Origin of the sequence: Nostoc sp., from assembly GCF_036917755.1 — a bacterium.
In the GTDB taxonomy this organism is placed as follows: domain Bacteria; phylum Cyanobacteriota; class Cyanobacteriia; order Cyanobacteriales; family Nostocaceae; genus Nostoc.
This window is the reverse complement of record NZ_JBALFC010000057.1, coordinates 22,288-49,261: the sequence shown is the minus strand read 5'-3', so window position 1 is coordinate 49,261 and position 26,974 is coordinate 22,288. Positions and strand designations below refer to the sequence as shown.

25 protein-coding genes and 1 pseudogene are annotated in these 26,974 nt (G+C 42.4%); 9 read left to right on the top strand and 17 right to left on the bottom strand.

Features of this window, described 5'->3' with window-relative positions; genetic code table 11:
* Positions 1–190: 190 nt before the first annotated feature.
* Entirely contained in the window at positions 191–424 is a 234-nt protein-coding gene (locus tag V7L05_RS14830; RefSeq protein WP_335165014.1) for a type II toxin-antitoxin system HicB family antitoxin, read from the top strand.
* Here V7L05_RS14830 and V7L05_RS14825 read toward each other — a convergent pair.
* Entirely contained in the window at positions 335–574 is a 240-nt protein-coding gene (locus V7L05_RS14825; protein WP_335165012.1) for a type II toxin-antitoxin system Phd/YefM family antitoxin, read from the bottom strand. The genes V7L05_RS14830 and V7L05_RS14825 overlap by 90 nt on opposite strands.
* 177 nt (positions 575–751) lie before the next feature.
* Here V7L05_RS14825 and V7L05_RS14820 point away from each other — a divergent pair, with 177 nt between their 5' ends.
* Positions 752–1,747, top strand: coding sequence for a hypothetical protein (locus tag V7L05_RS14820; protein WP_335165010.1), 996 nt, complete (start codon positions 752–754; stop codon positions 1,745–1,747).
* A 157-nt stretch (positions 1,748–1,904) separates the two neighbouring features.
* Here V7L05_RS14820 and V7L05_RS14815 read toward each other — a convergent pair whose 3' ends face one another.
* The 4 genes from V7L05_RS14815 to V7L05_RS14800 form a co-directional block, all read right to left on the bottom strand.
* Positions 1,905–2,324 (bottom strand): HNH endonuclease, encoded by a 420-nt coding sequence (locus V7L05_RS14815; RefSeq protein WP_335165008.1) that lies wholly within the window; start codon positions 2,322–2,324, stop codon positions 1,905–1,907.
* Positions 2,325–2,534, bottom strand: a complete 210-nt coding sequence (locus V7L05_RS14810) for a hypothetical protein (protein ID WP_335165006.1) — start codon at positions 2,532–2,534, stop codon at positions 2,325–2,327.
* Between the two features lie 86 nt (positions 2,535–2,620).
* Positions 2,621–4,216: a nickel-dependent hydrogenase large subunit gene (locus V7L05_RS14805; protein ID WP_335165005.1), complete on the bottom strand. Its 1,596-nt coding sequence runs from the start codon at positions 4,214–4,216 to the stop codon at positions 2,621–2,623.
* Positions 4,217–4,370: 154 nt separating this feature from the next.
* Positions 4,371–5,333: a hydrogenase small subunit gene (locus V7L05_RS14800; protein WP_335165003.1), complete on the bottom strand. Its 963-nt coding sequence runs from the start codon at positions 5,331–5,333 to the stop codon at positions 4,371–4,373.
* A 607-nt stretch (positions 5,334–5,940) separates the two neighbouring features.
* Here V7L05_RS14800 and aroA point away from each other — a divergent pair.
* Positions 5,941–7,221 carry a 3-phosphoshikimate 1-carboxyvinyltransferase gene (gene aroA / locus V7L05_RS14795; RefSeq protein ID WP_335165001.1) on the top strand — a complete coding sequence of 427 codons (1,281 nt, stop codon included), beginning with the start codon at positions 5,941–5,943 and terminating at the stop codon, positions 7,219–7,221.
* A 104-nt stretch (positions 7,222–7,325) separates the two neighbouring features.
* On the opposite strand, the gene V7L05_RS14790 is transcribed toward aroA, so the two are convergent.
* Entirely contained in the window at positions 7,326–7,802 is a 477-nt protein-coding gene (locus V7L05_RS14790; protein ID WP_335164999.1) for a hypothetical protein, read from the bottom strand.
* Between the two features lie 588 nt (positions 7,803–8,390).
* Between V7L05_RS14790 and V7L05_RS14785 the strand changes: the two genes are divergently transcribed.
* Together V7L05_RS14785 and metX are read left to right on the top strand one after the other, a co-directional pair.
* Positions 8,391–9,695 carry an O-acetylhomoserine aminocarboxypropyltransferase/cysteine synthase family protein gene (locus tag V7L05_RS14785; RefSeq protein WP_335164997.1) on the top strand — a complete coding sequence of 435 codons (1,305 nt, stop codon included), beginning with the start codon at positions 8,391–8,393 and terminating at the stop codon, positions 9,693–9,695.
* A 125-nt stretch (positions 9,696–9,820) separates the two neighbouring features.
* Positions 9,821–10,921, top strand: coding sequence for a homoserine O-acetyltransferase MetX (metX, locus tag V7L05_RS14780; RefSeq protein WP_335164995.1), 1,101 nt, complete (start codon positions 9,821–9,823; stop codon positions 10,919–10,921).
* 416 nt (positions 10,922–11,337) lie between these two features.
* On the opposite strand, the gene V7L05_RS14775 is transcribed toward metX, so the two are convergent.
* From V7L05_RS14775 to V7L05_RS14750, 6 genes are all read right to left on the bottom strand, one after another.
* Positions 11,338–12,576, bottom strand: coding sequence for an acyl-CoA dehydrogenase family protein (locus V7L05_RS14775; RefSeq protein ID WP_335164993.1), 1,239 nt, complete (start codon positions 12,574–12,576; stop codon positions 11,338–11,340).
* Positions 12,577–12,603: 27 nt separating this feature from the next.
* Positions 12,604–13,950 (bottom strand): LLM class flavin-dependent oxidoreductase, encoded by a 1,347-nt coding sequence (locus V7L05_RS14770; protein ID WP_335164992.1) that lies wholly within the window; start codon positions 13,948–13,950, stop codon positions 12,604–12,606.
* 49 nt (positions 13,951–13,999) lie between these two features.
* On the bottom strand, positions 14,000–14,167 hold the full coding sequence (locus V7L05_RS14765; RefSeq protein WP_335164990.1) for a hypothetical protein: 168 nt from the start codon (positions 14,165–14,167) through the stop codon (positions 14,000–14,002).
* 554 nt (positions 14,168–14,721) lie between these two features.
* On the bottom strand, positions 14,722–15,537 hold the full coding sequence (locus V7L05_RS14760; RefSeq protein ID WP_335164988.1) for a hypothetical protein: 816 nt from the start codon (positions 15,535–15,537) through the stop codon (positions 14,722–14,724).
* A gap of 108 nt (positions 15,538–15,645) precedes the next feature.
* Positions 15,646–16,737: an LLM class flavin-dependent oxidoreductase gene (locus tag V7L05_RS14755; RefSeq protein WP_335164986.1), complete on the bottom strand. Its 1,092-nt coding sequence runs from the start codon at positions 16,735–16,737 to the stop codon at positions 15,646–15,648.
* A 373-nt stretch (positions 16,738–17,110) separates the two neighbouring features.
* The gene (locus tag V7L05_RS14750; protein ID WP_335164984.1) at positions 17,111–17,971 is read right to left on the bottom strand and encodes an alpha/beta fold hydrolase; all 861 of its coding nucleotides are present in this window, start codon (positions 17,969–17,971) and stop codon (positions 17,111–17,113) included.
* A 557-nt stretch (positions 17,972–18,528) separates the two neighbouring features.
* On the opposite strand from V7L05_RS14750, the gene V7L05_RS14745 reads away from it, so the two are divergent.
* Positions 18,529–18,900, top strand: coding sequence for a hypothetical protein (locus V7L05_RS14745; protein ID WP_335164982.1), 372 nt, complete (start codon positions 18,529–18,531; stop codon positions 18,898–18,900).
* 491 nt (positions 18,901–19,391) lie between these two features.
* Here the strand turns inward: V7L05_RS14745 and V7L05_RS14740 are convergent, their stop codons facing one another.
* Positions 19,392–19,994 (bottom strand): hypothetical protein, encoded by a 603-nt coding sequence (locus tag V7L05_RS14740; RefSeq protein WP_335164980.1) that lies wholly within the window; start codon positions 19,992–19,994, stop codon positions 19,392–19,394.
* Between the two features lie 389 nt (positions 19,995–20,383).
* Here V7L05_RS14740 and V7L05_RS14735 point away from each other — a divergent pair, with 389 nt between their 5' ends.
* Both V7L05_RS14735 and V7L05_RS14730 read left to right on the top strand, forming a co-directional pair.
* On the top strand, positions 20,384–20,704 hold the full coding sequence (locus tag V7L05_RS14735; protein WP_335164978.1) for an element excision factor XisH family protein: 321 nt from the start codon (positions 20,384–20,386) through the stop codon (positions 20,702–20,704).
* Complete coding sequence (locus V7L05_RS14730) at positions 20,697–21,035, top strand: XisI protein (RefSeq protein WP_335164976.1); 339 nt, start codon at positions 20,697–20,699, stop codon at positions 21,033–21,035. The genes V7L05_RS14735 and V7L05_RS14730 overlap by 8 nt, the downstream gene beginning before the upstream one ends.
* 108 nt (positions 21,036–21,143) lie before the next feature.
* On the opposite strand, the pseudogene V7L05_RS14725 reads toward V7L05_RS14730, so the two are convergent.
* From V7L05_RS14725 to V7L05_RS14715, 3 genes and pseudogenes are all read right to left on the bottom strand, one after another.
* Positions 21,144–21,311: pseudogene (locus tag V7L05_RS14725) on the bottom strand (DUF2267 domain-containing protein); the annotation flags it as partial.
* A gap of 313 nt (positions 21,312–21,624) precedes the next feature.
* A complete protein-coding gene (locus tag V7L05_RS14720) occupies positions 21,625–22,734 on the bottom strand; it encodes a histidine decarboxylase (protein ID WP_335164974.1) in 1,110 nt (369 codons plus the stop codon).
* A gap of 844 nt (positions 22,735–23,578) precedes the next feature.
* The gene (locus V7L05_RS14715) at positions 23,579–23,860 is read right to left on the bottom strand and encodes a pentapeptide repeat-containing protein (RefSeq protein WP_335164972.1); all 282 of its coding nucleotides are present in this window, start codon (positions 23,858–23,860) and stop codon (positions 23,579–23,581) included.
* A 632-nt stretch (positions 23,861–24,492) separates the two neighbouring features.
* Here V7L05_RS14715 and V7L05_RS14710 point away from each other — a divergent pair.
* Positions 24,493–25,272: a DUF1883 domain-containing protein gene (locus V7L05_RS14710; RefSeq protein ID WP_335164970.1), complete on the top strand. Its 780-nt coding sequence runs from the start codon at positions 24,493–24,495 to the stop codon at positions 25,270–25,272.
* A gap of 257 nt (positions 25,273–25,529) precedes the next feature.
* Here V7L05_RS14710 and nifE read toward each other — a convergent pair whose 3' ends face one another.
* Entirely contained in the window at positions 25,530–26,921 is a 1,392-nt protein-coding gene (gene nifE / locus V7L05_RS14705) for a nitrogenase iron-molybdenum cofactor biosynthesis protein NifE (RefSeq protein ID WP_335164968.1), read from the bottom strand.
* Positions 26,922–26,974: the final 53 nt, after the last annotated feature.

The window sequence follows — 26,974 nt, the reverse complement described above, 5'->3', positions numbered from 1 at the left end:
AATGGAGTCGCCGAAGTAACTAATGGAGTCGCTGAAGTAACTAATGGAGTCGCTGAAGTAACTAATGGAGTCGCCGAAGTAACTAATGGAGTCGCTGAAGTAACTAATGGAGTCGCCGAAGTAACTAATGGAGTCGCACAGGTAGATAACTGCTCCAGTAAGCTGTAAGTGGGTTGTCCATGATTGTGATATGAAAACTTTTACTGCGATCGTTGAAAGAGATCCTGATACTAAGTTCTATGTTGGCTATGTCCCTGGTTTTCCTGGAGCGCATTCTCAAGGTGAAACCTTGGATGAGTTGCAGGAAAATTTACGTGAAGTTATTGAGATGCTTCTAGAGATGCCAGAAATCAAACTTTATATCAAATGGCAAAGGAGTGTTGAAGTCATCTGGCACTACAAAACGCCCTTTATCCTGCCCTAAACTATTGAGTCGATTTGATGAGGAGCGAAACGGAACCAACTTGGCGATCGGAATACCTCGGTTGGAAATAATGATTTCTTCTCCAAGTTCTACGCGTGATAAAAGCTTTGAGAGATTCGTTTTAGCTTGATGAATATTTACAGTTTCCATAAGATTAAACTAAGTCTGTAAACTAAGTTTAGGCTGGTTGTCATAGTGGTGCAAGGGCGATCGCTTCTTTGGTGGTATGGAAAGTAATCATTATTGGGTAGAGCGATCGCATAGAGTTCAGAGCGGTTTCACCACTAGTTTGATATAGTATTTATGTACTTATGCTGAGTCCATAACATGGCTGAGTCAGATGAACATAGGTGGTTAAGCCGCAGCTTTCTAGAGATATTAGAAAGCTTTTCTAGGCTTGATTTATACTCATTCACAGAAGCAGACAGGAAAAAATTTGATTTTGCGTGTCTTCTTCAGCGTGACTTCATTCGACCCCTTGTTGGACAAACCCTTTGGAAACATACTGAAGGAATTGACAAAGATATTAGAACTCTCATCGCAGCATCAGATTCAGACATTTGGGCATACATTGCTAGAGATAATATCCGCAATCGTGCCCTTTTCTATGAAGTAATTCGGGATTTTCAACAAACAGAACATAGGCGGGACCTTTATAAGCTCAAACTGTTTTGGATACCTGAAAACTTTGAGGTGGGTTCAGCACAATCTGAGCAGATCATCTCCTTTTATCTTCGAGATCAAATTGTTAATGATGTGCTGATGAATGTAGTGTTTGGTAAACTTACTGCCAGCGATGTTCGATTTTTTCTTAATAATACGGGTATACCAGGTCTACATCTTGCCGTTTTATATGACATAGCCAACTATGGATTTATTAGCTATACAAAAGTAGGCAGAAGACTTTCTACTTCCACTACGACTCTTCGTCCACGTTATCAAGTAGTTCTTGGTAGTGGTTTTATCTATGAACCATATTCTCGTGAAAAAGCGGGTTATTCTGCGTTTGTATCTTTAAAGGGAAGAGTTTTTCTCAAGCTTATACAGAAAGTATATCAACAGTATTGTGAGAGGAAAATTACACCAGAGTTGGAGTTTATTCTGAGAAAGTTAGATATTGAGCCGAATCTAGTTGATCCAATTCCGCCCTTCAACTCTCCTGAAGTGATACCTCTGCTTATTGCTCCACCATCCCCAGAAAAGTTTTTCAAACTTTTGATAGGTCAAATTAGAGCAGCACAGAGTTTTGGTGTTGAGTTAAACAGTATGAACTTCATTGTGAGCGATATTGAAAACGAGTCTGTCTTTAATATTGTTCGATAGTTTCAAGTTATCCAGCAGACCAAGACTTTGCTGCCCCGGACTGCTGGCTCAAGTTTTGGCTAAGTTGAGAGGTTACTAGCAGGCTATAAGCGTCACCGTTAGATTGCAAGTCGTCAGTTAGAATGCCTGTTGCGAATTTGTCTTTTGAGCGATTGCATTAAACACAAGGTGGCGGATGACGGTCTAGAAGTTCTTCTTCTGCCCGAATCGCCAGTATAATCGCACGATTCATGTTGAGTGCATTAATAGTTGCTCGTCCTGTAGCTGTTAATCCAAAAACTTCTACACCATTCCACTGAAAGTGTTCTTTCCATACTTGTTGACGAGGGTTGAAGATTAGTACTTTTTCTCCTGTTTCTGGATCTTTAACCATTTGTCGCGCAGCCTTACGTAGTGAACAGGACACGCAGGCAAGTGCCAAATTATTTGCTGTTGTTGTACCACCTGCTACCACAGGAGTGATGTGATCGATATGAAATGTAGCTGCTTGACCTGCTTGGGATAAACTGCAATATTCACAGCGATCAGCTGCTCTTTGGATGACTAATCGACGTAAAGCAACTGAAATCGTTACCATTTATTCCTGCTGCATGACACGCTGCGATCGCAAGTGCAGCAGAGATAAAAATTCTGCCAACTCAACTAGCCCTTCTGCTTCTCGTCGTTCTCCTTGGGTAAGCGCTTCGCCTGCATCTTGGCGATCCAGCAGAAATTGCAGACGCTCTTGGACAGCTTCAGGAAGTTGAAAGTGAGTCAGTTCAACAGGTATCTCAATAATTTCAGCCATACAAAGTATGTCTACCAAAATCGCAATCACTTGTAGAGCCAGTGTAACTCAATGTGTGTTGTAGTAGACAATCTGATATTTGAGAATTAAGCTGTCCGAAAACGCGCTAACTCTTCACCTGTTTTAGCATCATGCGCGTGGACTGTACACACCAAACATGAATCAAACGATCGCGCCACATGACCAACTTCCACCGGGTCGCTAGAATCATAAATGGGTGTCCCAATTAAAGCTTCTTCAATGGGGCCGCGAATACCTTCACCGTCACGAGGGCCGATATTCCAAGTACCTGGTGCAATGACTTGGTAATTCTTAATTTTACCGCCCTCTACTTCTACCCAGTGAGATAAGGAACCCCGTGCTGCTTCGGTTGCACCCCAACCGCGTCCATCTTTTTCTTTGGGTTTGATATACCAAGGGTCGTTTAATTTGAATTCGCGTAAACAGTGTTCAGCTTGACGATATAACTTGACAAGTTCGTGAACTCGTGCTAGTTGACGAACATGAATACTAGCACCACCCATTTGTTTGAAGACATCGAGAATTAATCCGTCGTAGTGTTGCCAAGATTCGCCATGTTTACCACCTGCAACTAATTGACGCGCTAAGGGGCCGGTTTCTAAACGTCCGAAGTCTTTGTGAAGAACTGCACTCGACCAAGAGTAGGCGTTATCGAAGTCTTTGGTATTAATTGCAGTGGGTTTAGTTATGCGATCGCTAGGGTGAATATCTGCTGTCCCTTCATCGTACCAGGAGTGAGTTGTATTCTCGCGGGTAAATGACTGATCCATTAATACGTGAGTGTCTGCAAAGCTGTCGTACACTCCACTTTTCATGATCATCGCCGCATTTCGTCCTTCGATAGTCGGCTTTTGGTATTTATCTTCATGGGCTAAATATCCCCAAGTGACATATTTACCAACACCAGCACCATATCTATCTAGACCGATATCTAAACCCATGCGCCAATAAAAACCTAAGTCGGAATCTCGATGATTTCGGTCTTCATCTAACCAATTTCTAAAGTCATCATAAGTTTGGATTTGTTCGTAGCGTTCTAATGAACAACCCAACCAAACTGGTTCTAACCAATTGGTGCGGAAATATTCTAGAATTGCCCAAGCGCGGGTGATGTCTGTTAAAGTGGGGGCGCACATCACGCCACCGGGAACCATGTAGCTAGAATGTGGCCATTGTCCGCCCAATAGGGCATAAATTTCTACAGGTTTAGCGGAAATTGTGATGCCTAGTTCGTAAGATTTACCAGTGAATGCGGCAAAGCGTTTAATTGCTTCGTCATAAAAGCGACTATGGCGGTATTTTTTATTGGTTAAATCAATGGCAAACAAACCATAAAAGTAGCGGGGTATACTTTGAATTGTCTCGACAATTTGACCTAAATTTCTGGCCAAAATTGCATTGCGAGGAACTTCTGTTTCCCAAGCTGTATCTAATGCCCAAGATGCACAAGTTAGGTGAGAACCGCCGCAAATGCCGCAAATACGAGGCGTGACAATTAATCCGGCTTGGGGGTCTTTACCGCGTAGAATAACTTCAAATCCGCGAAATAATTCGGCGTGTGTCCAAGCGTTGACTACTCTTCCATTTTCAATATCAACTCGGACATCTAAATCGCCTTCAACTCTACCAACTGGCGATATATCTAATGATTGAATTCCCATTCTTTTCTCCTTTAATTATTAAGGGGAGTGGGGAGTGGGGGATGAGGGGGATGAGGGAGATGAGGGAGAAATAACCAATGCCCAATGCCCAATGCCCAATGCCCAATGCCCAATGCCCAATACTTCGACTTCGCTCAGTACAAGTGCCCAATGACTAAACTGTAAAAAAGTCTTCTTCTGCCCAAGGTGGTGCGGCATCTTTGGCGACCATTGTAAGTAAGGCGTAGTCTTTTTTGTTCACCCCTGGCGGTAATTCTTTGGGAACTCCCATCACTGTTTGGGTTTTAAATACGGTTCCGGGTTTGAGGTCAAAGAAAGGAAATTCTGGTTCGGTGCAACCTAAACAAGGCATCCCGGCGCGGGTTTTGGAAGAGACGCGGTTCCACAAGATGCGGTTGCAGGAAGAATGGGTCATGGGGCCGCGACAACCCAAGTCATAAAATAGACATCCTTTACGCTGACCAAATTCGGCGGTTGAGGCTTTGTAGGCAAAGTGGACGTTGCGGGTACAACCTGTTTGGGTATAGGTGTTGAAGAAGGTTTGGGGACGATTTAGTTCGTCGAAAGCAATGTCTGCTATGCGTCCAGTAGCGATCGCTACTAATATCTGCGTTATCCAGTCGGGATGGGCGGGACATCCAGGTATATTAATTACAGGTAATCCGGCTTGCGATAAAAAGTCTTTACCTAAAAAGCCGCCTTCTTGACGTTTGAGAAATTGCAAACCTTCCGATTCGCTGGGGTTGGGTGACATAGCGGGAATTCCTCCCCATGTGGCACAATCTCCCACGGCGACGATAAATTTAGCAACTTTGGCCAGGTCGGATAACCAATCTTTCATGGCGCGATCGGCAAACCGATTCCATTCGCCAGTGCCGTTGGGGGCGTTGACAACACTGCCTTCAAATACCAAGATATCTAGAGGAATTGTGCCAGAAATGCAATTTCGTAGCAGTGTTTGCAAGTTGTTACCTAATTCCAATCCCAAGGAAGGATGCCAAAGTAAATTGATACCAAAGTCGGCAATCAAATCGCAGACTGTCGGTTCTTCAGCGTTGAGAAATGACATAGTGTTGCCTGAACAAGCACCACCTTGTAGCCATAGTACGTTAGTCATCGGCTATGCGTTTTTCTATTGTTTCCCAGGCATGATGTAGGTGATAATGCTTGTAAAGTCTCACCTGTTTATCAATATTTATTTTTCAATTCTAAGATATTTTTTTGTTTAATTCACTTTCATTAAAAAAGAATTAATCATTAAAGAAGAATTTAGAATTCAGGAGTCAGAATTTAGGAGTCAGAATTCAGAAGTAAAACAGGGTTTATACCTGGCTTGGGACGAATCGTTGTGTATTTCACTTTCCTTGAAATCTGCTGTATGTAATTAGGACTTACGCAGTGTACAAATGCAACATGATATGCACTAGCTAAAATAGGTTGTTTCAGGCTTTTATTAATTATCCTGTGATCGTAAATAGACCATGCTGTAGGGGCACAGCAATGCTGTGCCCCTACGAAAGATATGGTTTTAACCTTATTCATATTTGGTATTTCTTGTCAATGCGTAAGTCCTAGTAATATAATGTCTGCTAAATTAGTCAGATTGAGCATCGGTCAATAATCAATAGTTCTTTTTCCTAGCCTCCTCTGCCTCTTTTGCTCACGATATGGCAATATATAGCAATATATAAATTTGTAGCTGATCGCCTACGTAGAGGTTTAACGTGGATACCATTGCAATTCCTGCTTTAAATCGGCCAGTGGATGCCACGGTAGAAATTCCCGGTTCTAAAAGTCTTACCAATCGGGCGTTGCTTGTCGCTGCTTTAGCACAAGGTGACTCCATTTTAGAAAATGCCTTATTTAGTGAAGACAGCGAGTATTTTGCCAAATGCGTAGAGCAATTGGGCATTGCGATCGCTCTGAATCCTCATCTAGCACAAATCCAAGTGGCGGGAAGGGGAGGCGACATCCCAGCTAAACAAGCAGATTTATTTGTGGGTTTATCAGGTACTACAGCACGGTTTATTTCGGCGCTGGTGGCATTGGGGAACGGCGAATATCGGCTAGATGGCGTTCCCCGGATGCGAGAACGACCGATGGGAGACTTGTTGACGGTGCTGCAAACGGCTGGAACAACTGTTAACTTTGAGGGAAACTCCGGGTTTATGCCCTACACCCTCTATAGCCAGGGATTCGCTGGCGGAAATTTTCGTTTGAAAGCCAACCAAACAAGTCAGCAACTTTCGGCATTGCTGATGATTGCGCCTTATGCTCAACAAGATACAATTTTTGAAGTTGAGGGGACATTAGTTTCTCAATCTTACGTCAAAATGACCTGTCGCCTGATGGCGGATTTTGGCGTACAGGTGATTCAAATCGGCGATAATCAATTTCAGATCAAAGCGGGTCAGCGTTACCAAGCTCGACATTACACAGTAGAACCTGATGCGTCAAATGCTTCTTACTTTTTTGCCGCCGCCGCCGTCACGGGTGGACGGGTGCGCGTCAAACATTTGACCAAACAATCTTGTCAGGGTGATATTCTCTGGCTGAATGTTTTAGAACAGATGGGTTGCCAAATTAATCACGCCGATGATTACACCGAAGTGACGGGGCCGAAGCAATTGCAAGGCATCGACATTGATATGAATGATATATCAGATTTGGTGCAAACATTAGCAGCGATCGCGCCTTTTGCCAGTTCATCGATTACCATTCGGAACGTCGAACATATTCGATATAAAGAAACCGAACGCATTCGCGCCGTTGTCACCGAGTTGCGTCGCCTGGGAGTCAAAGTTGAAGAATTTGCAGATGGACTGAAGATTGAGCCTAGCCCCATTACCCCGGCGGCGATTGAAACCTATCACGATCATCGAATGGCGATGGCTTTTGCTGTCACTGGCTTGAAGGTTCCAGGGATTGTGATTAAAGATCCTGGCTGTACAGCGAAGACGTTCCCAGATTACTTTACCCGATTCTTCCAAATGTTAGAACATTGACACTGAAATGCTTTTTTTAAAACTGCTCTGGTGCAAATCCAGAGCAGCTTTATCTTGCACAGAATCTCTAACCCCAGCTAAAAACAGTCAAATCGGTGAATCGACTAAAAGTTTTGGGGTGGCAGTCGTTTTCCTTGGCTCTTAGGAATATTAACTACGTTTAAAGCTTTGGCAATTGCAATAACGTCATTATCCAAGCTTTGAGCTTTAACATTGCCAGGACAGCTAATGTCTGGCGACTGCTGATCAGCTAACCTAATAGTAGTAGTAGTACCAAAAGAAACAGATTTGACGCAACTTTGTTTTGGCAAGTTAGATAAAGGTTCAGCAATTTTCAGGTCACGGAAAAAGTTTTTCGTCAACTTTTCGGACAATTTGCCTTGATTAGACCCTTTGCCATCAACATAATTAACTTCTCCAGATGGTGATACGTAAATGCGGTATCCAATTGTATTCGTAGAGCCACTATTAAGGATAATCGCAACGTTATTGGGTACAAGTGCCATTGCTAATTGAGACGAACAAAGTAAAAATGATACACCTGCTAGCCCCAATAAGCTCTTAGAAAAAAGCCGATTCATATAATAAATTTCCTCATTTATGAGTCTTGATTGTCAAAATTTTATGACCATTATTCATCTAGATAAGTTTCTTTCATTTCCTGATTTTAAACAGGTTGTTCAGTCAAAATATCCGGTCATACTTTTGTTATAAGTTTGTCATAAGTGCGTCAAATAAATATGAAATAATTAGTACTTTTGCTTCCCTTGATTATTTGAACATGAGTTCGATGGAACCGAACCCCAACACAAAACTTCATCCTGTCTCTAGCTTCCCTCTCCAATATATCGGAGAGGGATTGAGGGTGAGGTAAGCCAGGGACATAAATTGTATGTTATTTAATTCTTATTCCTTAGTTGCGGGGGAATTAAACCCACGGAATTTGTTAAAATACTAAAATTCGATAGACTTAGAGTAAATCTCTGCCAGCACTACTTAAAAAATATATTACGCGATGTGCGACTTATTTTTGGAACCCCTCTCCAAACCTCTCCCCGAAGCGGAGAGAGGCTTTGATTTTTGCTCCCCTTCCCTTGTAGGGAAGGGGTTGGGGGTTAGGTTTGAGAGAAAGTCGCAGATGGCGTTATACTTGATTCCCATAATTTTCTATGTCTGAAAAATATCGCTTTGAAACTTTGCAAGTCCATGCTGGGCAAGAACCAGCTGTAGGAACTAATGCCCGCGCTGTACCAATTTATCAAACAACGTCATACGTTTTTGACGATGCGGATCATGGGGCGCGGTTGTTTGCCCTGCAAGAGTTTGGCAACATTTACACTCGGATCACGAATCCGACAACGGATGTATTTGAAAAGCGAATTGCCGCTTTAGAGGGGGGTATAGCAGCATTAGCAACCGCTAGTGGTCAGGCTGCACAATTCTTGGCTTTAACTACGATCGCTCAGGCTGGGGATAATATTGTTTCTACCAGTTTTTTATATGGGGGAACTTATAACCAGTTTAAAGTTTCTCTACCACGTTTAGGGATAAATGTCAAATTTGTCGAAGGAGACGAAGTAGAAAATTTTCGTCAGGCGATCGACGATCGCACAAAAGCATTGTATGTTGAAACCATTGGTAATCCCCAATTCAATATCCCGGACTTTGCTGCCCTAGCCCACATTGCCCACGAAAATGGGATTCCCCTAATTGTCGATAACACCTTTGGTGCAGGCGGGTATTTGGCTAGACCGATTGAACACGGTGCAGATATTGTAGTGGAATCTGCAACTAAGTGGATTGGTGGTCACGGCACCTCTATCGGCGGCGTAATTGTCGATTCTGGTAAATTTGACTGGGGTAATGGCAAATTTCCCGTCTTTACTGAACCATCCCCCGGTTATCATGGGCTGGTTTTTCAAGAAGTATTTGGTGTAGGTAGTCCCTTCGGCAATATTGCCTTCATTATCCGCGCCAGAGTAGAAGGGTTAAGGGATTTCGGCCCCTGTTTGAGTCCATTTAACGCCTTTCTGTTATTACAAGGTTTAGAAACTCTCTCTCTACGTGTAGAGCGCCATGTCAGCAATGCTTTAGAATTAGCCCAGTGGTTAGAACAGCAACCACAAGTAGCATGGGTCAATTATCCAGGACTTCCCCATCACCCCCATCATCAGCGAGCCAAAAAATATCTCAGACATGGATTTGGCGGAGTCTTAAACTTTGGCATCAAAGGCGGACTAGAAGCAGGTAAAGCCTTTATTAATCATGTCAAATTGGCGAGTCATTTAGCAAACGTTGGGGATGCTAAAACTCTCGTCATTCATCCTGCTTCCACAACTCATCAACAGCTAAGTGATGTTGAACAGCTTTCCGCAGGCGTGACACCTGATTTAGTGCGCGTATCAGTTGGTATTGAACACATTGACGATATCAAAGAAGATTTTGAGCAAGCATTTGGGCAGATTAGTCATTAGTCATTAGTCATTTGTCATTTGTTATTTGTTAACAGTTCTCACTCATTTTCCCCAAATCTACAATTTTGAATTTTGAATGCAAGAATTTTGAATTGATTGTCTCTAGTCGGCTTAGTTGGCATTAGATGAATTATCAGCACTTTATTTCACCACAAACTCAGTATTACCATCTCTCGAAGCCTTTTGAGTTAGAAGGAGGCGAAGTATTAACTGGGGTTCAGGTCGCTTATCGAACTTGGGGAAAGTTAAACTTAGAAGGCGACAATGGAGTGCTAATTTGTCATGCTTTAACTGGTTCGGCTGATGCTGATGACTGGTGGGAAGGTTTGTTAGGTTCAAAAAAAGCACTGGATAGCGATCGCAATTTTATTGTATGTAGCAATATTTTGGGAAGTTGTTACGGCACTACAGGAGCGACTAGCATCAATCCACAGACTGGAATCCATTACGGTGCATCATTTCCCGCAATCACAATTCGGGATATGGTTCGCTTACAAGCTGCACTGATTCAATATCTAGGAATTAAATCTCTACAACTAGTAATTGGTGGGTCACTTGGTGGGATGCAAGTATTAGAATGGGCTTTATTATATCCAGAAATCGTGAAAGCGATCGCACCCATTGCCACGGACGGCAGACATTCAGCTTGGTGTATTGGATTAAGTGAAGCCCAAAGACAGGCTATCTATGCTGATCCCAACTGGCTAGGGGGTAACTACACAGTTGAACAGCCGCCAAGCCAAGGATTAGCTGTAGCGCGGATGATGGCGATGAGTGCTTACCGTTCTTGGCACAGCTTTACAGAACGTTTTGGACGACAGTATGATGCATCTGCTGACCAATTTGCGATCGCTAGCTACTTACAACATCAGGGTCAAAAGCTAGTAGAGAGATTTGATGCTAATACTTACATCACTCTCACCCAAGCGATGGATAGTCATGATATTGCTCAAGGTCAAGACTATGAATCTGTTTTGCAAAGCATTAAACAACCTACTTTAGTTGTCGCCATTGATTCTGACATTCTTTATCCCCCAGTAGAACAACAAGAACTAGCAGATTTAATCCCTAATGCTCAACTAGTTTGGCTGAAGTCAACCTCCGGTCACGATACATTTTTGATTGATACAGCAGGACTTAATCAGTTAGTAATTAACTTTCGGCAAGCTTTAGAGATTGTCTCGTTATCTCGTTCCCAGTCTCCGACTGGGAATGTCCCTTATTGAGGCTCCGCCTCCCTTACTGGCGGCAGAGCCACCAGGAACTGCATTTCCAGCCAGAGGCTGGAAACGAGGTTTTTAAACGGGTTTTGGCTTAAGGGACTTCCAAATAAAAAAATACTCAAAAAACTGACGAAAAAACTCTCTCCTCCTCATTCCTCTGTGTTCTCTGTGTCTCTGTGGTTCGTTTATTTGGGTAATTTATTTCTTGGAAGTCCCTAAGTTGACACGCATGAGCTTTTTCTGTGCCCCTAGTGCGTGGTCTATTTACCTGAAGATAGCTGTAAACCCCTAAAATTATAGGACTTACGCACACTCTACGAAATCTTCTCTGCGAGACGCTGCGCGATTGCGTAGCGTCTCGCAGGGATGGCGGTTCGATAAATTAAGCTTTTTGGCGATTTTTGCGTAAGTCCTGAAAATTAGAAGAATCCTCGTTGCGGCAATGGTGTACCGTTGATCTCGTAGTCCCCGATCGCACGAGCCTTAAAATGATTTGGGTTGTGTGAGGACAAGGTGCGGGCGTTGCGCCAATGACGATCAAAGTTGGAACTTTTTTTCGTTGTAGAAGCCCCACCAACTTCAAACAGCAAGGTAGCTGAACGTAGAGCCAGGTCATCGACAATCAATTTAGCTTTGGCTGCACTCAAAGAAGCTACCAGCGCCGCAGCCGTTTCCGACTCCTCACCCTGGGCTTGGGCAGTAGGGAGGCGATCAAGAGCATCAGCTGCCGCTAAAACAATCACTTCGGCAGCAAAGGCATTGGCGGCAATCTGCCCGACGGTCTGCTGCAAGATTGGGTCATCTGCTGCTTGCTCGGTTACGGCATGGTAGAAAGTCCGGGGTCGTGTACGGACGAGGGCTGTTGCATCGCGTAGAACGCTGCGAATAATGCCAGCATTGATTGCTGTCAGGAATAATTGCGGGACGATGTTGTAAGGTAGGTTGTCTTTGTCTGTGTCTGTCTCAAAAATTACTTCATCCGCCTCTACATGGACATTCGTGAACGTAGTTGTTCCAGTGCCTGTGAGTCTTTGACCAAAGCCATCCCAGTCATCCACAAGGTCAATCCCCTCGCGGTTGGTAGGAATAAGTACAAACGCTCTAGTGCCATCGGGTACTAGCACGCGCACGAAGATCAAGTCTGCATAAAGGCTGCCAGTGCTGTAATACTTCGTCCCATTTAGACGATAGCCATCGCCATCAGGCGTTAATTTTGTATTCACAACTTGACCGCCACCTGATCGCTTAACTTCCAGTTCCGTCGAAGCGAGTCCAATAATCGCGCCATCGGCGACGGCTTTGAGCCATCGTCGATTCCTTTGGGTGCGCTCAGAACGCAAAATTCGCTCCGTCACAGAAAAATGATTCCGTACAATATGAGCCACGTTCGGGTCAGCATCCCCCAGCCGAATCACAACCTCGAATAGTTCGCGCGCGGTACTACCACTACCACCTTCGGCAACGGGGATTCGCAATGCACCTAACCTAGAACGCCGGATCAATTCAACTATATTATAAGGAAGGATGCGATCGCGATCGCGCTCAGATGCTCCCAGAGCAATGAAATCGAACAGGGCTTGCAGTTCGGGAGATTTGCCTGTGACAGGAGATGAGAACTCGAAAGTAGAATCTATAACTTTTTCTTCAATTTGAGTCATTGTTTTTCTCTTTATTTTTACCCGTATTTAGCTCACCGAAGCAGTTGTGGTCTGGAAAAAGCGGTTGGCGGGGCGTGGCAATCCCAGATTTTCGCGCAGCGTCTTGCCTTCATAGTCGTGGCGGAAAATCCCACGCCGTTGGAGTTCTGGCACAACTTTATCCACAAAGTCATTCAGCCCTTCAGGAACAAAAGGGAACATGACGTTGAAGCCGTCAGACCCTTCCTCTGTCAGCCATTGTTCCATATCATCGGCGATCGTTTGCGGTGTGCCGACGAAGGCCAGCCCGCCGTAACTGCCGATGCGTTGAGCTAGCTGTCGAATGGTCAGCTTCTCGCGTTGCGCCAGCGCTATCACTCGTTCTCGTGAGGACTGTCCGGCGTTAGTATGCGGGATTTCCGGCAAGGGGCTGTCCGGGTCAAAGCGCGAAACGTCATAGCCAAGTGCGCTATTCAGGCTGGCGATCGCACTGTCATAATCTACTAGGCTATCCAAATGAAGACGCTTGGCACGCGCCTCTGCGACGGTTTCACCCACGATCACCAAAACACCTGGAAGAATTTTGATGCTATCTGGGTCACGTCCGATCGCCCGCGCCCGCCTCTTAATGTCGGCAAAGAGGGTCTTACCTGCCTCCAGATTACCAGCAGGTGCAAATACGACCTCGGCGGTTTCGGCAGCTAATTGCCGCCCGGCTTCAGAGGCTCCCGCCTGGACGATCACTGGCCAACCCTGGACAGGTCTAGCGATGTTCAATGGCCCCCGCACCGAGAGATGTTTTCCCTTATGACCGAGAACGTGAATTTTTGCGGGATCAAAATAAATCCCTGATTCCACGTCTCGAATGAACGCGTCGTCAGCGAAGGAATCCCAAAGACCCGTGACGACATCATAGAATTCCCTAGCCCGCATGTAGCGTTCGTCATGCTCTACCTCCTCTTCTAATCCAAAGTTAAGCGCTGCGTCTGGATTGGCTGTGGTGACGATGTTCCAGCCAGCGCGACCGCCACTGATATGATCGAGAGAGGCGAAGCGGCGAGCGATGTGGTAAGGCTGGTCATAGGTCGTGGAAGCAGTGGCTACCAGTCCGATGTGTTCGGTGACGGACGCGAGGGCAGAAAGCAGCGTAAATGGTTCAAAGGATGTGACAGTATGGCTGCGCTTGAGCGCGTTGATTGGCATATTTAGCACTGCTAAGTGATCGGCCATGAAGAATGCGTCAAACTTGCCCTGTTCTAGTTTCTGGATGAATCTTTTCAGCGCTGGGAAGTTGAAATTAGCATCAGGCAAAGCCCCAGGATAGCGCCAAGCGCCTGTATGTATACTTACCGGGCGCATGAACGCACCCAGTTTTAATTGCTTCGATTTGCTCATTACCCCTCCGTATCATGTTTAGAATGCAGGAGCGATCGCCCCCTTAAGATTAGTTGTTGATATAATCCTTCAATTCGGGATTAACAACTAATTGATTTAGTTTTTGGATGTTGGGATCATTTGTTTTTGATTGTATAGTTTTGGTGTACAACTGGCGAAAATAATAGATGCGATCGCTAACAGCGACTAACAACTGATTTATCAATCTATTTAACATATTTTTTTTGCCTTTTAGCATTTTTTAGTCCGAATTTAAAATCGAGGTTATATCTCCCAAAACAAACCTATAGCTCAAATTTAAAACAAGTCGCAAGTCGCAAGTAAGTTTTGTGACGGGGATTTAGATTTAGGCATCAAAACGCGCTGCTTGATAAAAGCAGGGGACTTAAACCCCTAAACTTGTTAAGCATTTCTTCCTTCTCTTCCTTCTCTTCCTTTGTGTCCTTTGCGTTCTTTGCGGTTCGTTAATCTCGAATTCTTTCCAAAACATTACTGTTATTAGATAAAATATCATACACCTTTAACCTAAAAATTATAGTGTTTTTGACGACTAAAATCGATAAATAATTAATCATAGCTAACAAGGCTAAATTAAATATTATTAAATTAATTCATTAACCAGAAATGTTACTAATCATCAATAAATTAGTAACATTTAAAATCTGATAAAATATGAAAAATCAATGTATTACCACGGTAAACCCCAGAAGTTAATCGTTCCTTTTTGGGAGCTTGTTTCAAATTAAAGCTCAAAGGGCGGTTTTTTGATCATCAATCATTCACACTCAAAAGTTTGGGCAATCTAGATATAGGGATATCCAAGAAGTAAGAAAGAACCTCTCGCCGCCAAGCATCATAAAGTACTGGCAAATCATCAATTTCAATACCAATAGCTTTTTGACTCAACAGCCAATGATCCCGAAGGTAAAGATTGCGTCGGCGTTGACCTTCTTCATCTGCTTCTATGACTTGTGCGATCAAATCCTCTTTCTCTGCGGGTGAAGCTGGATCAAATTTACGTTGCCACCAGTCTACAACTCCCAGGCGGTGAACTGCTTCATCTGGCAGGATTCTTTCTGCCGCAAACTTGGCTGAGTCTGGGTCGTTGATTTTGCTGGTACGGCTATTGATGAATAATAAAGCCACAATATGAAGTTCGTAATGCAACTCAAATGCTAAAAAGCCTTGCCAATTACGAATGGGTAAATCACCCATATAATCCCAATGCTTCTGCACCTGCTTTTGGATATCCTCAATCGGGTCACGTCCCGATATAGCCTGCGCTCTTAAACGAGTATTTTGAGCGTGTGCGCCATCATCACCTATTTGTCTACTCAAAAATAGCTGTAATTCTGGGTCAGGAAACGAGTCGATTATTTTAGCACAGACTTGCACAATAAACAGGTCATGGGCTGCACCAGCCACACGGAAGCGGTAGAAATTCTCTCTTTCCTCTTCGGTTTCCGGCGATCTAGGTTCTTGCGATCGCTTTTTCGGAATATGGGGAGCATATTTCTCAAGCAGTTTCTCAAAAATTTCCAGTTCTAAATCAGTAGTCCAAGCTGGACGAGTTAGAGTTGTAGTCATAAAGTTTCCTTTGGTTAGTCGGAAGTGGAGAAAAATTTTGGTTTCAACTTCAATCTACAATCCAAAATCCAAAATCCAAAATCTAAAATTCTTAGCTAGCTCCTATTTTCAAGTTGGCGTCACCGAACAGCCCGTCGCAGACATCGCTTCACTATCTACCGTTAATGCTCGCACTCTTGGTATAATTTCCGCAGCAAAACGCTCCACTTCTGTGGCAAAAGGCTGGAATTGCAGCATGAAAGTACCAATTCCTACTTTGGTAAATTCAGCAATCCGATGGGCTACAGTTTCATAGCTACCAACCAATCCTGCTGCTGTACCGCCATTGCTCCCCACACCAGGATACTTAGCCATGTTTTTGAACATAACTACTTCAGAATCTACTCCTTTGAGTAATTCTGAGCGATCGTCTTGTGCTAGTACCATTGCTCTGAGGTTTTGATATTCCGCTTCCGCCTCTTCGTCTGTTGGTCGAGCAATGACAAAAGCTGACATGGCGAAGCCCAGAGGTTGAGAGCGAAACTTAGTTTTTTGAGCAACAGCCGCAATGGTTTCGCGGATGACTTCAATCGGACGACCATTAAGGAAAAATGTATGCGCTTCTTTTGCAGCTAGTTCTTGGGCTGGTTCTGATTCTCCTCCTATATATACACGCGGATGTGGTTTGGCTATAGGTGGGGGATTGAACTTCAAATCATTGATCTGAAAATATTCACCGTAGAAGTTGACTTTTTCTCCACTCCACAAACTTTTTACGACCCGAATCCATTCATCCGAATAGCGATAACGCTGATCGTGGGTAAGGAAATTTATCCCTGCTTTTTCCATTTCTGGCTTAAACCAGGCACTTACTAAGTTAATCGCAAAACGTCCACCACTGATTGCATCAAGACCTAAGGCCATCTTTGCTAAGACGGCGGGATGAAACAGTAATGGCTTAACAGCGGCAATAATCTCGATAGAGTTTGTTGCTTCTGCAAGTGCTGCTGCTGCTGTCCAGGTTTCTAGCTGGTCAAGTTCTTGGTTCCTGGGATTGATGATATGTTGCGCGATTAAAGTTGTGGTAAATCCGCACCTTTGGGCCAACTGGATTAAATTCTTGGCTCGTGAGTAACTAGCATCACGAGGTTCAAGAGGATGATTCATCACGCCGCAGTTGCCGTAAACAGGAATCCAAATCCCATAGCGTGGTTCAGACATAGTTTTCTAGAACCTTTCTAGTCGGCACTAAAACTTTATTTTTCCACCTAGAATAATTGTACGGTAAATCGGTAGATTTATGATTGTATACTCTGATATTTGCATAGGTGAAGGCGATCGGTGTAAAAAGCTGACCGAATAAATTCGGTTACTCGCTTATATCCCAATACAGTTCAGTTAAGCATTTCTTCCTTCTCTTCCTTCTCTTCCTTTGCGTTCTTTGCGACGGCAGTCGCTACAACGGGGGGAACCCCCGCAACGCGCTGCCTCTCCTTTGCGGTTCGTTAAAAAAATTGACTTTGACAAAGAGTTTTACCCCTAACTGAACCATATTGGCTTATATCCCCTGCATAAATGACAGGGGCTTTACGCATCAAGAGTTGTAAACCAAGAAACCCGTAATCACATCCAAAAGTGCTTCTGGCTCATCTGCGCGGATCAAATGACTGCTATTCTCAAAAATTCTCAAATCGGCATTAGGAATTGCCTGAGCAATTTCTTCAGAAAATTCTGGGGCGCAAATCCAGTCATACCGACCTGCAATAACTAAAGTGGGTGCGGTAATTTTGTGTAACTGGTCAAGAATATTGTAGTTGCGGAGGAAACCGCCAAAAGCAACATTAATCGCATCAACTGAGAGAATATTCCTCTGCCAAGCAATGCCTGACGTGGTGGGATCATATCTTAGCGAATACATTGGTCCCAACACTTGAAAATACTGTCTTAGCTGTTCCTCATTTTCAAAGTTCCCATCCCAAAGTCTTTGAGCGCTTGCTTTTTGTTCCTCAGTTCCCTTTAATGCTAGGATTTCTTTAGCCCGTTCTAAAAAGCCACTATGGGCTGCCGTGGCAATCACAATCAGATGAGAGACATTCTGAGGATAGCGAACTGCATAAGTTAGAGCCACCATACCACCATAAGAACCGCCAATCACAACAATTTTGTCCAGACCAAGGTGTTGGCGCAACGCTTCCATATCTTCAACATTATTGTCTAGAGTATAGGTTTCTTTAGGCCCACGAGCTGACCTTCCTTGACCGCGATGGTCAAAATAGACTAGTTGTAGTTTTCGGCTTAAAGGCGAGAAGGTTGGTTTGAAGGAAGTATGATCCGCACCAGGTCCCCCGTGAATTAGAAAGGCGACAGGTTTAGAGCAGATGCTCGCGCCATCCACCACTAATGCAGAACCTTCCACATCAAAGAAAATCTCTGTATCTCGTATTTTCGCTCGCATTTTCGGGATTGTATAAAATCACTTAAATATATATCTGACTTTTCCCGTTATCTTTTGAGAGGACGCGTAGACGCTTCTTCGGCTTGTCGTCAGACATCGCTCCTGGAAGCGCTATCCTAAAGTCCTATTCTCTGGTAGCTAGTGACCACCGGAGGCATCACATTGCCTATAAAACAACAATATTATTTTGTCACAGATATGTTTATTAGGTAATGCGGCGATGCGATCGCATTTCTGACTCGTAAATCAAGTTTCTGACTCGTAAATTAAGTTTCTGACTCGTAAATTAAGTTTCTGACTCGTAAATTAAGTTTCTGACTCGTAAATTAAGTTTCTGACTCGTAAATCAAATTTCTGACTCGTAAACCTGGTTTTATCAACAAATTTCAGCAAATATACGCGCATTTATCCTGTTTATTTACCAATGCTCTAAAAGTTCTGTAGCTTCACTCAGGCTGATGCATCCGACAAGTGCGTATTCTAATGATAGATAACAAACTCAGTGTTAAACACCATTAGGGTTATCTATATTAAATTAATCCAAAAAGGAAAAGTTTATGGCGCAACGGAAACGAAACTCGATCGCACTGACCAAAGCTGAACGACGCATTGAAGGATTGCAAACGATTAATCCTGAACTAGATTTCGGCAATGGGTTATCAATTGTTACTTACAACACTATAGTTTATGAGTTACGAGAGAAACTAGCCGCATATAATCAAGCACGAACAATGGTGGATAAAACGCAGAATACATTACTAGATGCAGAACGTGCATTAAATAGTTATTCTGAGCATATGCTGCTGAGTGTTGCATCTCGCTATGGCAAAAATAGTGATGAGTACGGGATGGCTGGCGGAACGCGCAAGTCAGATTATCGACGGAAAGGACGCTCGATGGTAAACCAAACGGTGATGGTTGTGGAGTAATTATCTGATTGAAGAAGAATACATTCGTCAGAATTCAGGAGCGGAGCTTGAGATTGCTCCGCCTCCGATCAGAGATAGATTTTATTATAAGTAATCACCCGAACTTGATATTAAGTAAGTGGTTCAAATTAAATATAAAACCTCACCCTGCCTCCTGCTTCCCTCTCCTTACTAAAGAGAGGGATTGAGGGTGAGGTTTGATTTTATGTTTAATTACGTCTACCTACTTAGATATAGCTTTTTTATTTTTTGTTAAGAATAATTGCTTGAGGCTAATTACATTTTGCACCTGCTCAAACAGTTTTTTTGTGTGTCGTAACTTCAAATCATCTCAACGAAAATCGGCGGGAATCCCATCCCTTCAAGGGGGGGGAGGAATAGCCGCTCGCCGATTTAGTCATTAGTCATTTGTCATTGGTCATTGGTACTAATGACAAATGACTAATGACAAATGACTTCGATTTCCCCCCGGCTTCAAGCCGGGGGATGAGTTAACTGTTTTGAACCATCCAAACTAAAAATCCGAGAATTTGTTCCACAGGTGGGAGGGGATAATCCATCAAGTCGATGGTGACAATATTATCCTCCAGCTTCAAGAATCGCCATTGTGTACCACTACTAATTGAACCATATATTACGGCAACTGGACGATTTTTTGCGGCATTAAATCTTTGTGCTGCAACCATTTCTGCAATACATTGTCCAAACCCAGTTCTTAAATCAGCTTTTTTTGCTTCCACAATCACAATGCATGGTGCTTCAATTTCTAGCACTTCCGGCGAACGACTTAAAAGGAAATCACACATTCCATTAAGTCCAACTGCCTCATCAACTGTAAAATCTTCTCCAGAGAATAAGCTAATTTGGCGATTTAATATTCGTCTAACTTCTAATAATACTGGGTAAATAATTCCTTCGGAACGCGCTTTTTCACTAGCTGAAGAAGCAAGTGACAGACTTTCTTCAAGATATGCCGTCAGTGTAGTAGATGCTTCAATTGGTTCAGTTGCAGGAATAAATCGCCCACCTTCCTGTGTTTTTAACCGGAAAGCTTCTTTAACTTTACTAATAGTTGTAAACTGACTATAAGGCATAATTGGTAAAAATTATAGGTCGTAACCGTTAGCGTAGCCCGCACTTCGACCCTTCGACGCAGGCTCAGGGCAGGCAAGCTCAGTGACCACCAGAGGCATTGCATTGGCTATAAGATAACAATATTATTTTGTCACAGATTTTGTTATGAGGTGATATAATCCTGATATGCTATATATTGTCTTTTCTACGAGAGACAGCGCGATACCCTTCGGGTTCTGCAAAGCCGAACGTATCTATGCTTAGTAATGCTTTAGTGGGATGCACGATATAATTTAGGCAAAGATTTAAGCTGTCTACGATGTCTGCAAGAAATACGTTTCATGAACTGGTCAGGACTGCCCTTGAGAAGGAAGGGTAAGTAATTACTCATGATCCGTACCACATTGATTTGGGGTTTGTTGATTTTTACATCGACTTGGGTGCGGAACTGTTGCTAGCAGCGATAAAGGATAAGGAAAAGATTGCAGTTGAAATCAAAACGTTTTTGGCACCCTCAACAATTTCTGAGTTCCATACTGCAATTGGACAATTTATTAACTACCGCATTGCCTTCGAAGATGATGATCCAGAGCGGCGGTTGTATTTGGCAGATCCGCTCGACGTTTATAAGCGATTTTTCAGATATCCATTATTCAAACGGTCATTGTCTGTAACAAAATTCCCCTTTTGGTATATGACACAGAAAAACAGGAGATTGCAGAATGGATAAGCTAATTTTGTATCGTGAACTAATTCAAAGATTATTGACGGCGCGAGCAAAGTTGCGTTCTGGGAGTGATCCGATAGAAAGTCAAACCATTTTTGATACTACAAAAGACCACTATCAACTTATGCATCTGGGATGGAAGGATAGTAGTACCCGGATTTACGGCTGTGTGCTACATATAGATATCAAGGATGGAAAAATTTGGGTGCAGCATGACGGAACGGAGGATGCGATCGCAGATCAACTGGTGAGGGAGGGAGTGCCTAAGCAAGATATTGTAATAGCATATCATGCACCTCATGTACGGCAGTATACAGAGTTTGCTGTAGGGTAACTTTGAAGTAGAAATTTACATTTTGCACGCCTTCGATACTAGATACTATTAACAAAATAGGCGTATTCGTAATTCGCAATTATTTGTTCAACTACTTACAATATGCCCTGCTTCAACGCGATCGATTGTGTCCGTGGTCATTAAGTCACGCATGACGCGAAACACAACTTTGGTAAAGTCTCTTGCGTCATACAAATCCGTAAATCCGCTTTGAACCATGACCTTTTCAAGAAACGAGCGATGTTCGTCAGCGATCGCAGTTCGAGTATCTTCAATCTCCGTTGGGTTAACTTCTGGAATGTTTGTTCTAAATGTTTAATCAGGCATTGTTTTTTCTTGTGGTTTTACACAGCAACCGAGCAAAATCATTGCGCGGTTGCACCGTCCAAAGTCCTTAATGAATAAGGGGTGAAGAATTCCTCGTGCAAAATTTTGATTGCCCGAAGCCGATGAAAATCAAGCATTTCGATAAGGCAGAAGTACTAACATCCGACCAAATTAATTAAAAATCGGGATAAGAAGCATTACATGAACGCTACAAAAATTTTTCGGAGCTTTTTTACCACCTGACCGACTTTTCAAACACCCTCTATGTATTCATCAAACCTAGCTCTTGCAAAAGCTGTTCTAATATTGCTTGATTATGATTCTGCATAACTACAATATGAGCAATTTTGCCATAACAAGCTAGTTGCCATCGTTTCTCAATGAACTTCTCTGGACGCTCAAATACAACCGTAGTAGAGAAAGGATTAATCAGTGCAAAATTTCTTGATTCAGCAATTTTATTCCAGAAATATTCTGCTAATTTTCGACAGTTTAGTACTTCCTCTTTAAAGAGATGTTTTCGCTGTTCAATAGCATCCCAAAGAATGACTGGTGTTAATCCATTCCTACTACCTGTAATTGTTGTATCCGTTGAGCCAAGATATTCAATATCAAAGGATTGCACTTTTTCTTTCCGTGCTAGCACTATTCCACAAGGGACTGGAGAACCGATGAATTTATGACCACTAACTGCTATGGAACCAATTGGATATCGAGAGAAATCTAGAGGAGTAGCTTCTTCCATATAAGGAATTAGCATTCCTCCTAAAGCTCCATCTACATGAATATGAAACTGACTTATATTTAGTTCAGAAAGGATTGCTACTACTTTACTAATATCGTCCACTGCACCTGTAATTGTAGTTCCGACATTTACATTAATAATTGCAGGTTTATCCCTATTCTTATCGAGAGCTTCATACAACGAGGAATAATCTATTTCCCCATGAATCTGACTTTTTATCTCTACAAATGGTATGCGAAACATCCTTGCAGCTTTTACCACTGAATAGTGACAATCAGCCGAACCATAAAGAATTCCATCTGGATATAATTCACGCCCCATCAAAATACCGTAAAGGTTTCCTTCAGTGCCACAGGATGTTACATATCCCCATGCATCATCTTTTTCGAGATGATAAATATCTGCAAAAAAACTAATTATTTCTCGCTCAAAATCTTTAGTATTTATTCCATAATTACCTTCTACGTATGCATCACCTAAATTATTAAGTGTGTATTTTAAAAGCGGTAATATCCGGTGAGAATCAAATGCTAGATTATAAGGATAACCAGCATGAAGCTTTGAGCGACTTTCAAGACGTTCCAACAGACCATCAATCGAGAGAACAGACAAATTTGTAGTGGACATAATCTTAATCACATTAAACTCAGAAAAATCAAATTTTAATCTCACAAAACTACACAATATATTTAGTATTTTCTGTCAAGGTGTAGTTGTTATTTACTTGTAAATAACAGAGCATAATTCTAGGTAATTGAAAGGAATTATCCGTCTTTCCTAATAGTCAATCACACAGTTTCATGGCGTTATTTTGGCAAAAGCTATTCTCAATAGCTTTTTGGTGAAGGTATTGAGAATAGCAAGCAATTTTGCTCTGAATAAAGGCTCTCTTGCCCAGAATTTTTACTGTTATCTATGTGCTATACCTTACAAAATACTTATATACCAGGAAAACTGCTAAAACTATTTCACTAAAAACTAGTACAGCACGGCAGAAATAAGCAGACCATTAAATACTCTCCAAGAGTGGTATTAAATTTTGCAGCTAGCTAATTCACATTGCACGTTCATTCAGTCAGCGATACTTACTTAGTTTTATTTCTTATTTCCATAAAATCACATAGACACTGAATACTCAAGTATTACTAAGTAATCTTCATCACATCTTTAATTACTGAGTCATCTTCATGAAATTTTGATTCTTTGTATAACTGGTCTTCGTATCTTTTGCATTCCATAGGGTTGAAATTGTTGGTATAAAATTTATGCCTTTAAGGGACTGACAAATAAAAAAACATCCCAAATTTTCTTGTGGGATGTGTGTCCGCACTACGTGCCGCTACGCTAACACCCGTCGCATATTCAGGGCGGGCAGGACTTCGGCGTTGCTTAAGGAGTTAGCGATATATACACTAGCAGGTGTGGTGCGTTGCGCTGTGCGACAACGCACCCTACTAGCAATTTGATAATATTAACAAAGAGAGCGATCGCTAAATAAGATAGTTGACACTTGGGCTGCAATCGTACTGAAGCCGAATAAAACAACTGGACAAACTATGGTAGCAGCAATCAAAATATTTACTTGGCGGTAGCTTTGCCCCGTTTTGATCTTCTGAAAGTTTGTCCCAATTAAGGTTGCTCCTGTAAAATTACACCCCCGCAAGTCTGAGCCACTGAAATCTGCGTCAGCTAAGTCCTGCCCTTTGAAAGAGCAATTTTGCAAATTCTGGTTGGTGTAGTTCAGGTTATTCATAAACGGTTACAGTGCGATCGCACTTACTTAAGAGGTTTCAAAAACCCGGCTTCTTCACCGCTAATTTTGGCTTAACTAAATCCGATTCGGCTACAGTGCGATCGCAAAGCATAACGCTTAAATACATCTGGCTAGACATTAGATCCCATTAATAAAGTGGGTGATCGCTATAGAAATCAACATTGATTTAAGCAACTCCATCTGAGAGCAAATCAGTATAGTTGTTAGGATAGTCCCAATAACTAACTTGAGAGGTGTATGAAAATCAAACCAATCATTCATCGTAATCAAATAAGTGCGATCGTATCCCTCCAGTCGCTATAGGGTGATAAATACCTCTGGCAAGGATGCTGATGTGTAAGGATTCAGGTGTTTTAAACCCAGTCACAGAGATTGTTTCAAAATTGACTTTGGCCTATTAACATACCTTTAGTTGCAATAAGGCATGAAAATATAGGCGTTACGTAATTATTATTGAGAATACAAATTTGTGGCTAATCCACGGAAACCTTTATCAGAAAACGACTCTAGGGATTTTTGTATGACCTGAAACCTTACGATGATGTTAGTAGCAGTTCTGTTATCTATTTTTTATGCTACAAATAAACTACCAAAAATAATCTCAGACTCATATGAAATTTGTCCATCATGATTTAGGCCAATGCAAAAGCAATGAAATAATAGAAATAACCCTTTCTGGTAATGCTGCGAATGTACGTCTAATGGATAGTGTAAATCTTCAAAACTATAGGAATGATCGCAATCACAAATATATTGGAGGTCTAGCAACGAAATCTCCAATTCGCCTGCAAATTCCTCATTCAGGACATTGGCACGTTGCTGTAGACCTAATAGGTTTGCGTGGTAATGTCAACTCCTCTGCCCGTCTGCTTCCAAGCCCATTGCCGACGATTCAAGAAGCTCCCCTTTCTTCAGTTACTAGCCTAGTGCAGCCCGATTCTCCACTTGGTTTAGGTGAATACATACGTGAGTATGATGTATTCATTTCTCATGCTTCAGAAGATAAAGACGAGATAGTCAGACCGTTAGCAAATGCTCTAAAAAATGAAGGGTTGAGCGTTTGGTATGACGAGTTTGAACTAAAAATTGGGGATAGCCTCCGGCGGAAAATTGATCGAGGTTTAGCAAATAGTCGCGTAGGGCTTGTTATCCTCTCACAATCATTTATCAGTAAAGGCTGGACAAACTACGAGTTAGACGGAATTGTCACACGAACAATAACTGGAGAACAAATTTTGCTTCCTATTTGGCATAAGATTTTAAAGCAGGAAGTTATCAAGTTTAGCCCTTCACTTGCTGATAAAGTCGCAAGAAGTACAGCAACACATACAGTTGAGGAAATTGCTAATGAGATTGCAGAGTTAATCAGAAATGTCAGCAATGCATTATAACAAATCGCTGAACCCGAACGGAGTATAGGTTGTCTTTAATGTGGCATAGGTTATCTGCGTCCAGTTAGCTCAACCGTTAGTATGATCGTATATCTCCTATAACGTGCGTTGCGTTGCGCGAGAACGCACCCTACTACTGGTAATTTCATAATATTAATAAAGAGAGCGATCGCCTATTACCTAAATTAAGCGATCGCAAAAGCAACTTAGACCTCTTTCCAGTTGACTAATTGTTCTCGTTTTTCTCAGTTCTCTATTCAAAGAGAATATGATGTTTCCAAGAGTTCCCAAGGAGCAGATTTTCTGACTTGCTCCCACACAGGACTATACAAGGCTTCATACAATTCCCGTGCCATTTCCACCAGCCCCGCATAACCAGCGTAAGCATGATGACGTTCATGGTTAATATCCAAAAAAGGAATTTGTGCTTTCAGCGCTGTATATTGATTGCCAGCCCCAGCAATCAACACATCAGCTTTTGTATTCTTGAGTACCTTTAGCAATGCCGGGGGAGTTCCATCGGCCAAAACAATGCCATCTTCACCAAGCAATTGCTTAATTTTGGCTTTCTCTTCTTCTGTACTCTTTTTGTCAGTAGTAGCAATAACTTCCATTCCCAAGTCTTTGGCTGCTAAAATAAGTGACCAACTTTTTACACCACCACTAGCAAGAATAATCCGCTTGCCTTTTAACTGAGAACGGTAGGGAGCTAGGGCAATATCTAGGGTTGCGGTTTCTTCTCTTATCAACGATTCTGTGCGTTCTTGAAGATATTTGTCGCCTAATTTTTCTGCAATATTTCGCAAGCAATGGTTGAGGTTTTCCACACCATAGAAGGATTCTTCAATATAAGGAATTCCATAACTTTCTTGCATTGTTTGTGCCATTTGCACTACTACATTCGAGCAAATTACTACATTCAACTTGGCACGATGAGCATAGCAAACTTCTTGATAGCGAGCATCACCTGTAATTTTGGAGAGAACGCGTATACCCAATTTCTTGAACAGTGGTAAAACATTCCACAATTCCCCAGCAACGTTGTATTCACCAACGATATTGATATCGAATGGTGTGATAAATTCTGGTTCTGCCGTTCCGATTACATATTTCAATAAAGTTTCATTGCCGATGCGATTACCTAAATTTTTACTACCTAAAAATCCAGGTGCATTTACATATATAACCGGAATACCAATTTTATTTGCAGCCATTTTACAGACGCTATCGATATCATCACCAATCAAAGCAGTGACACAGGTAGCGTAGACAAATACAGCCGCAGGATTGTAGCGTTGAACAACTTCGAGAATAGCTTTGTACAGCTTCTTTTCACCACCAAAAACAACATTACTCTCACCAAAGTTAGTAGTAAAAGCAATTTGGTGTAGTTGAGAACCTGATGAGAGGCTACCATGAGTTGCCCAAGGGTTGTGAGTGCAAGCAACAGGGCCATGTACTAAATGAGCAGCATCAGTAATTGCTCCCACAGAAACCATCGCCCCATCAAAAGGACAATTCCCTTGAGTTGCACCTGGTTGTGCTGCTTTATTGCAAGATAGTTTTTTGCTATCAGGCAATTTTTTTTGGTTATGTAGACAGGCTGTCTCGTTGAGTAGTTCGTTGATTGTGACTTGGGTATTTTTCATGTCTTTGCCTCGCGCTGAAGATTAATACAAAAAGGGTAAAAGGAGTAAGCACA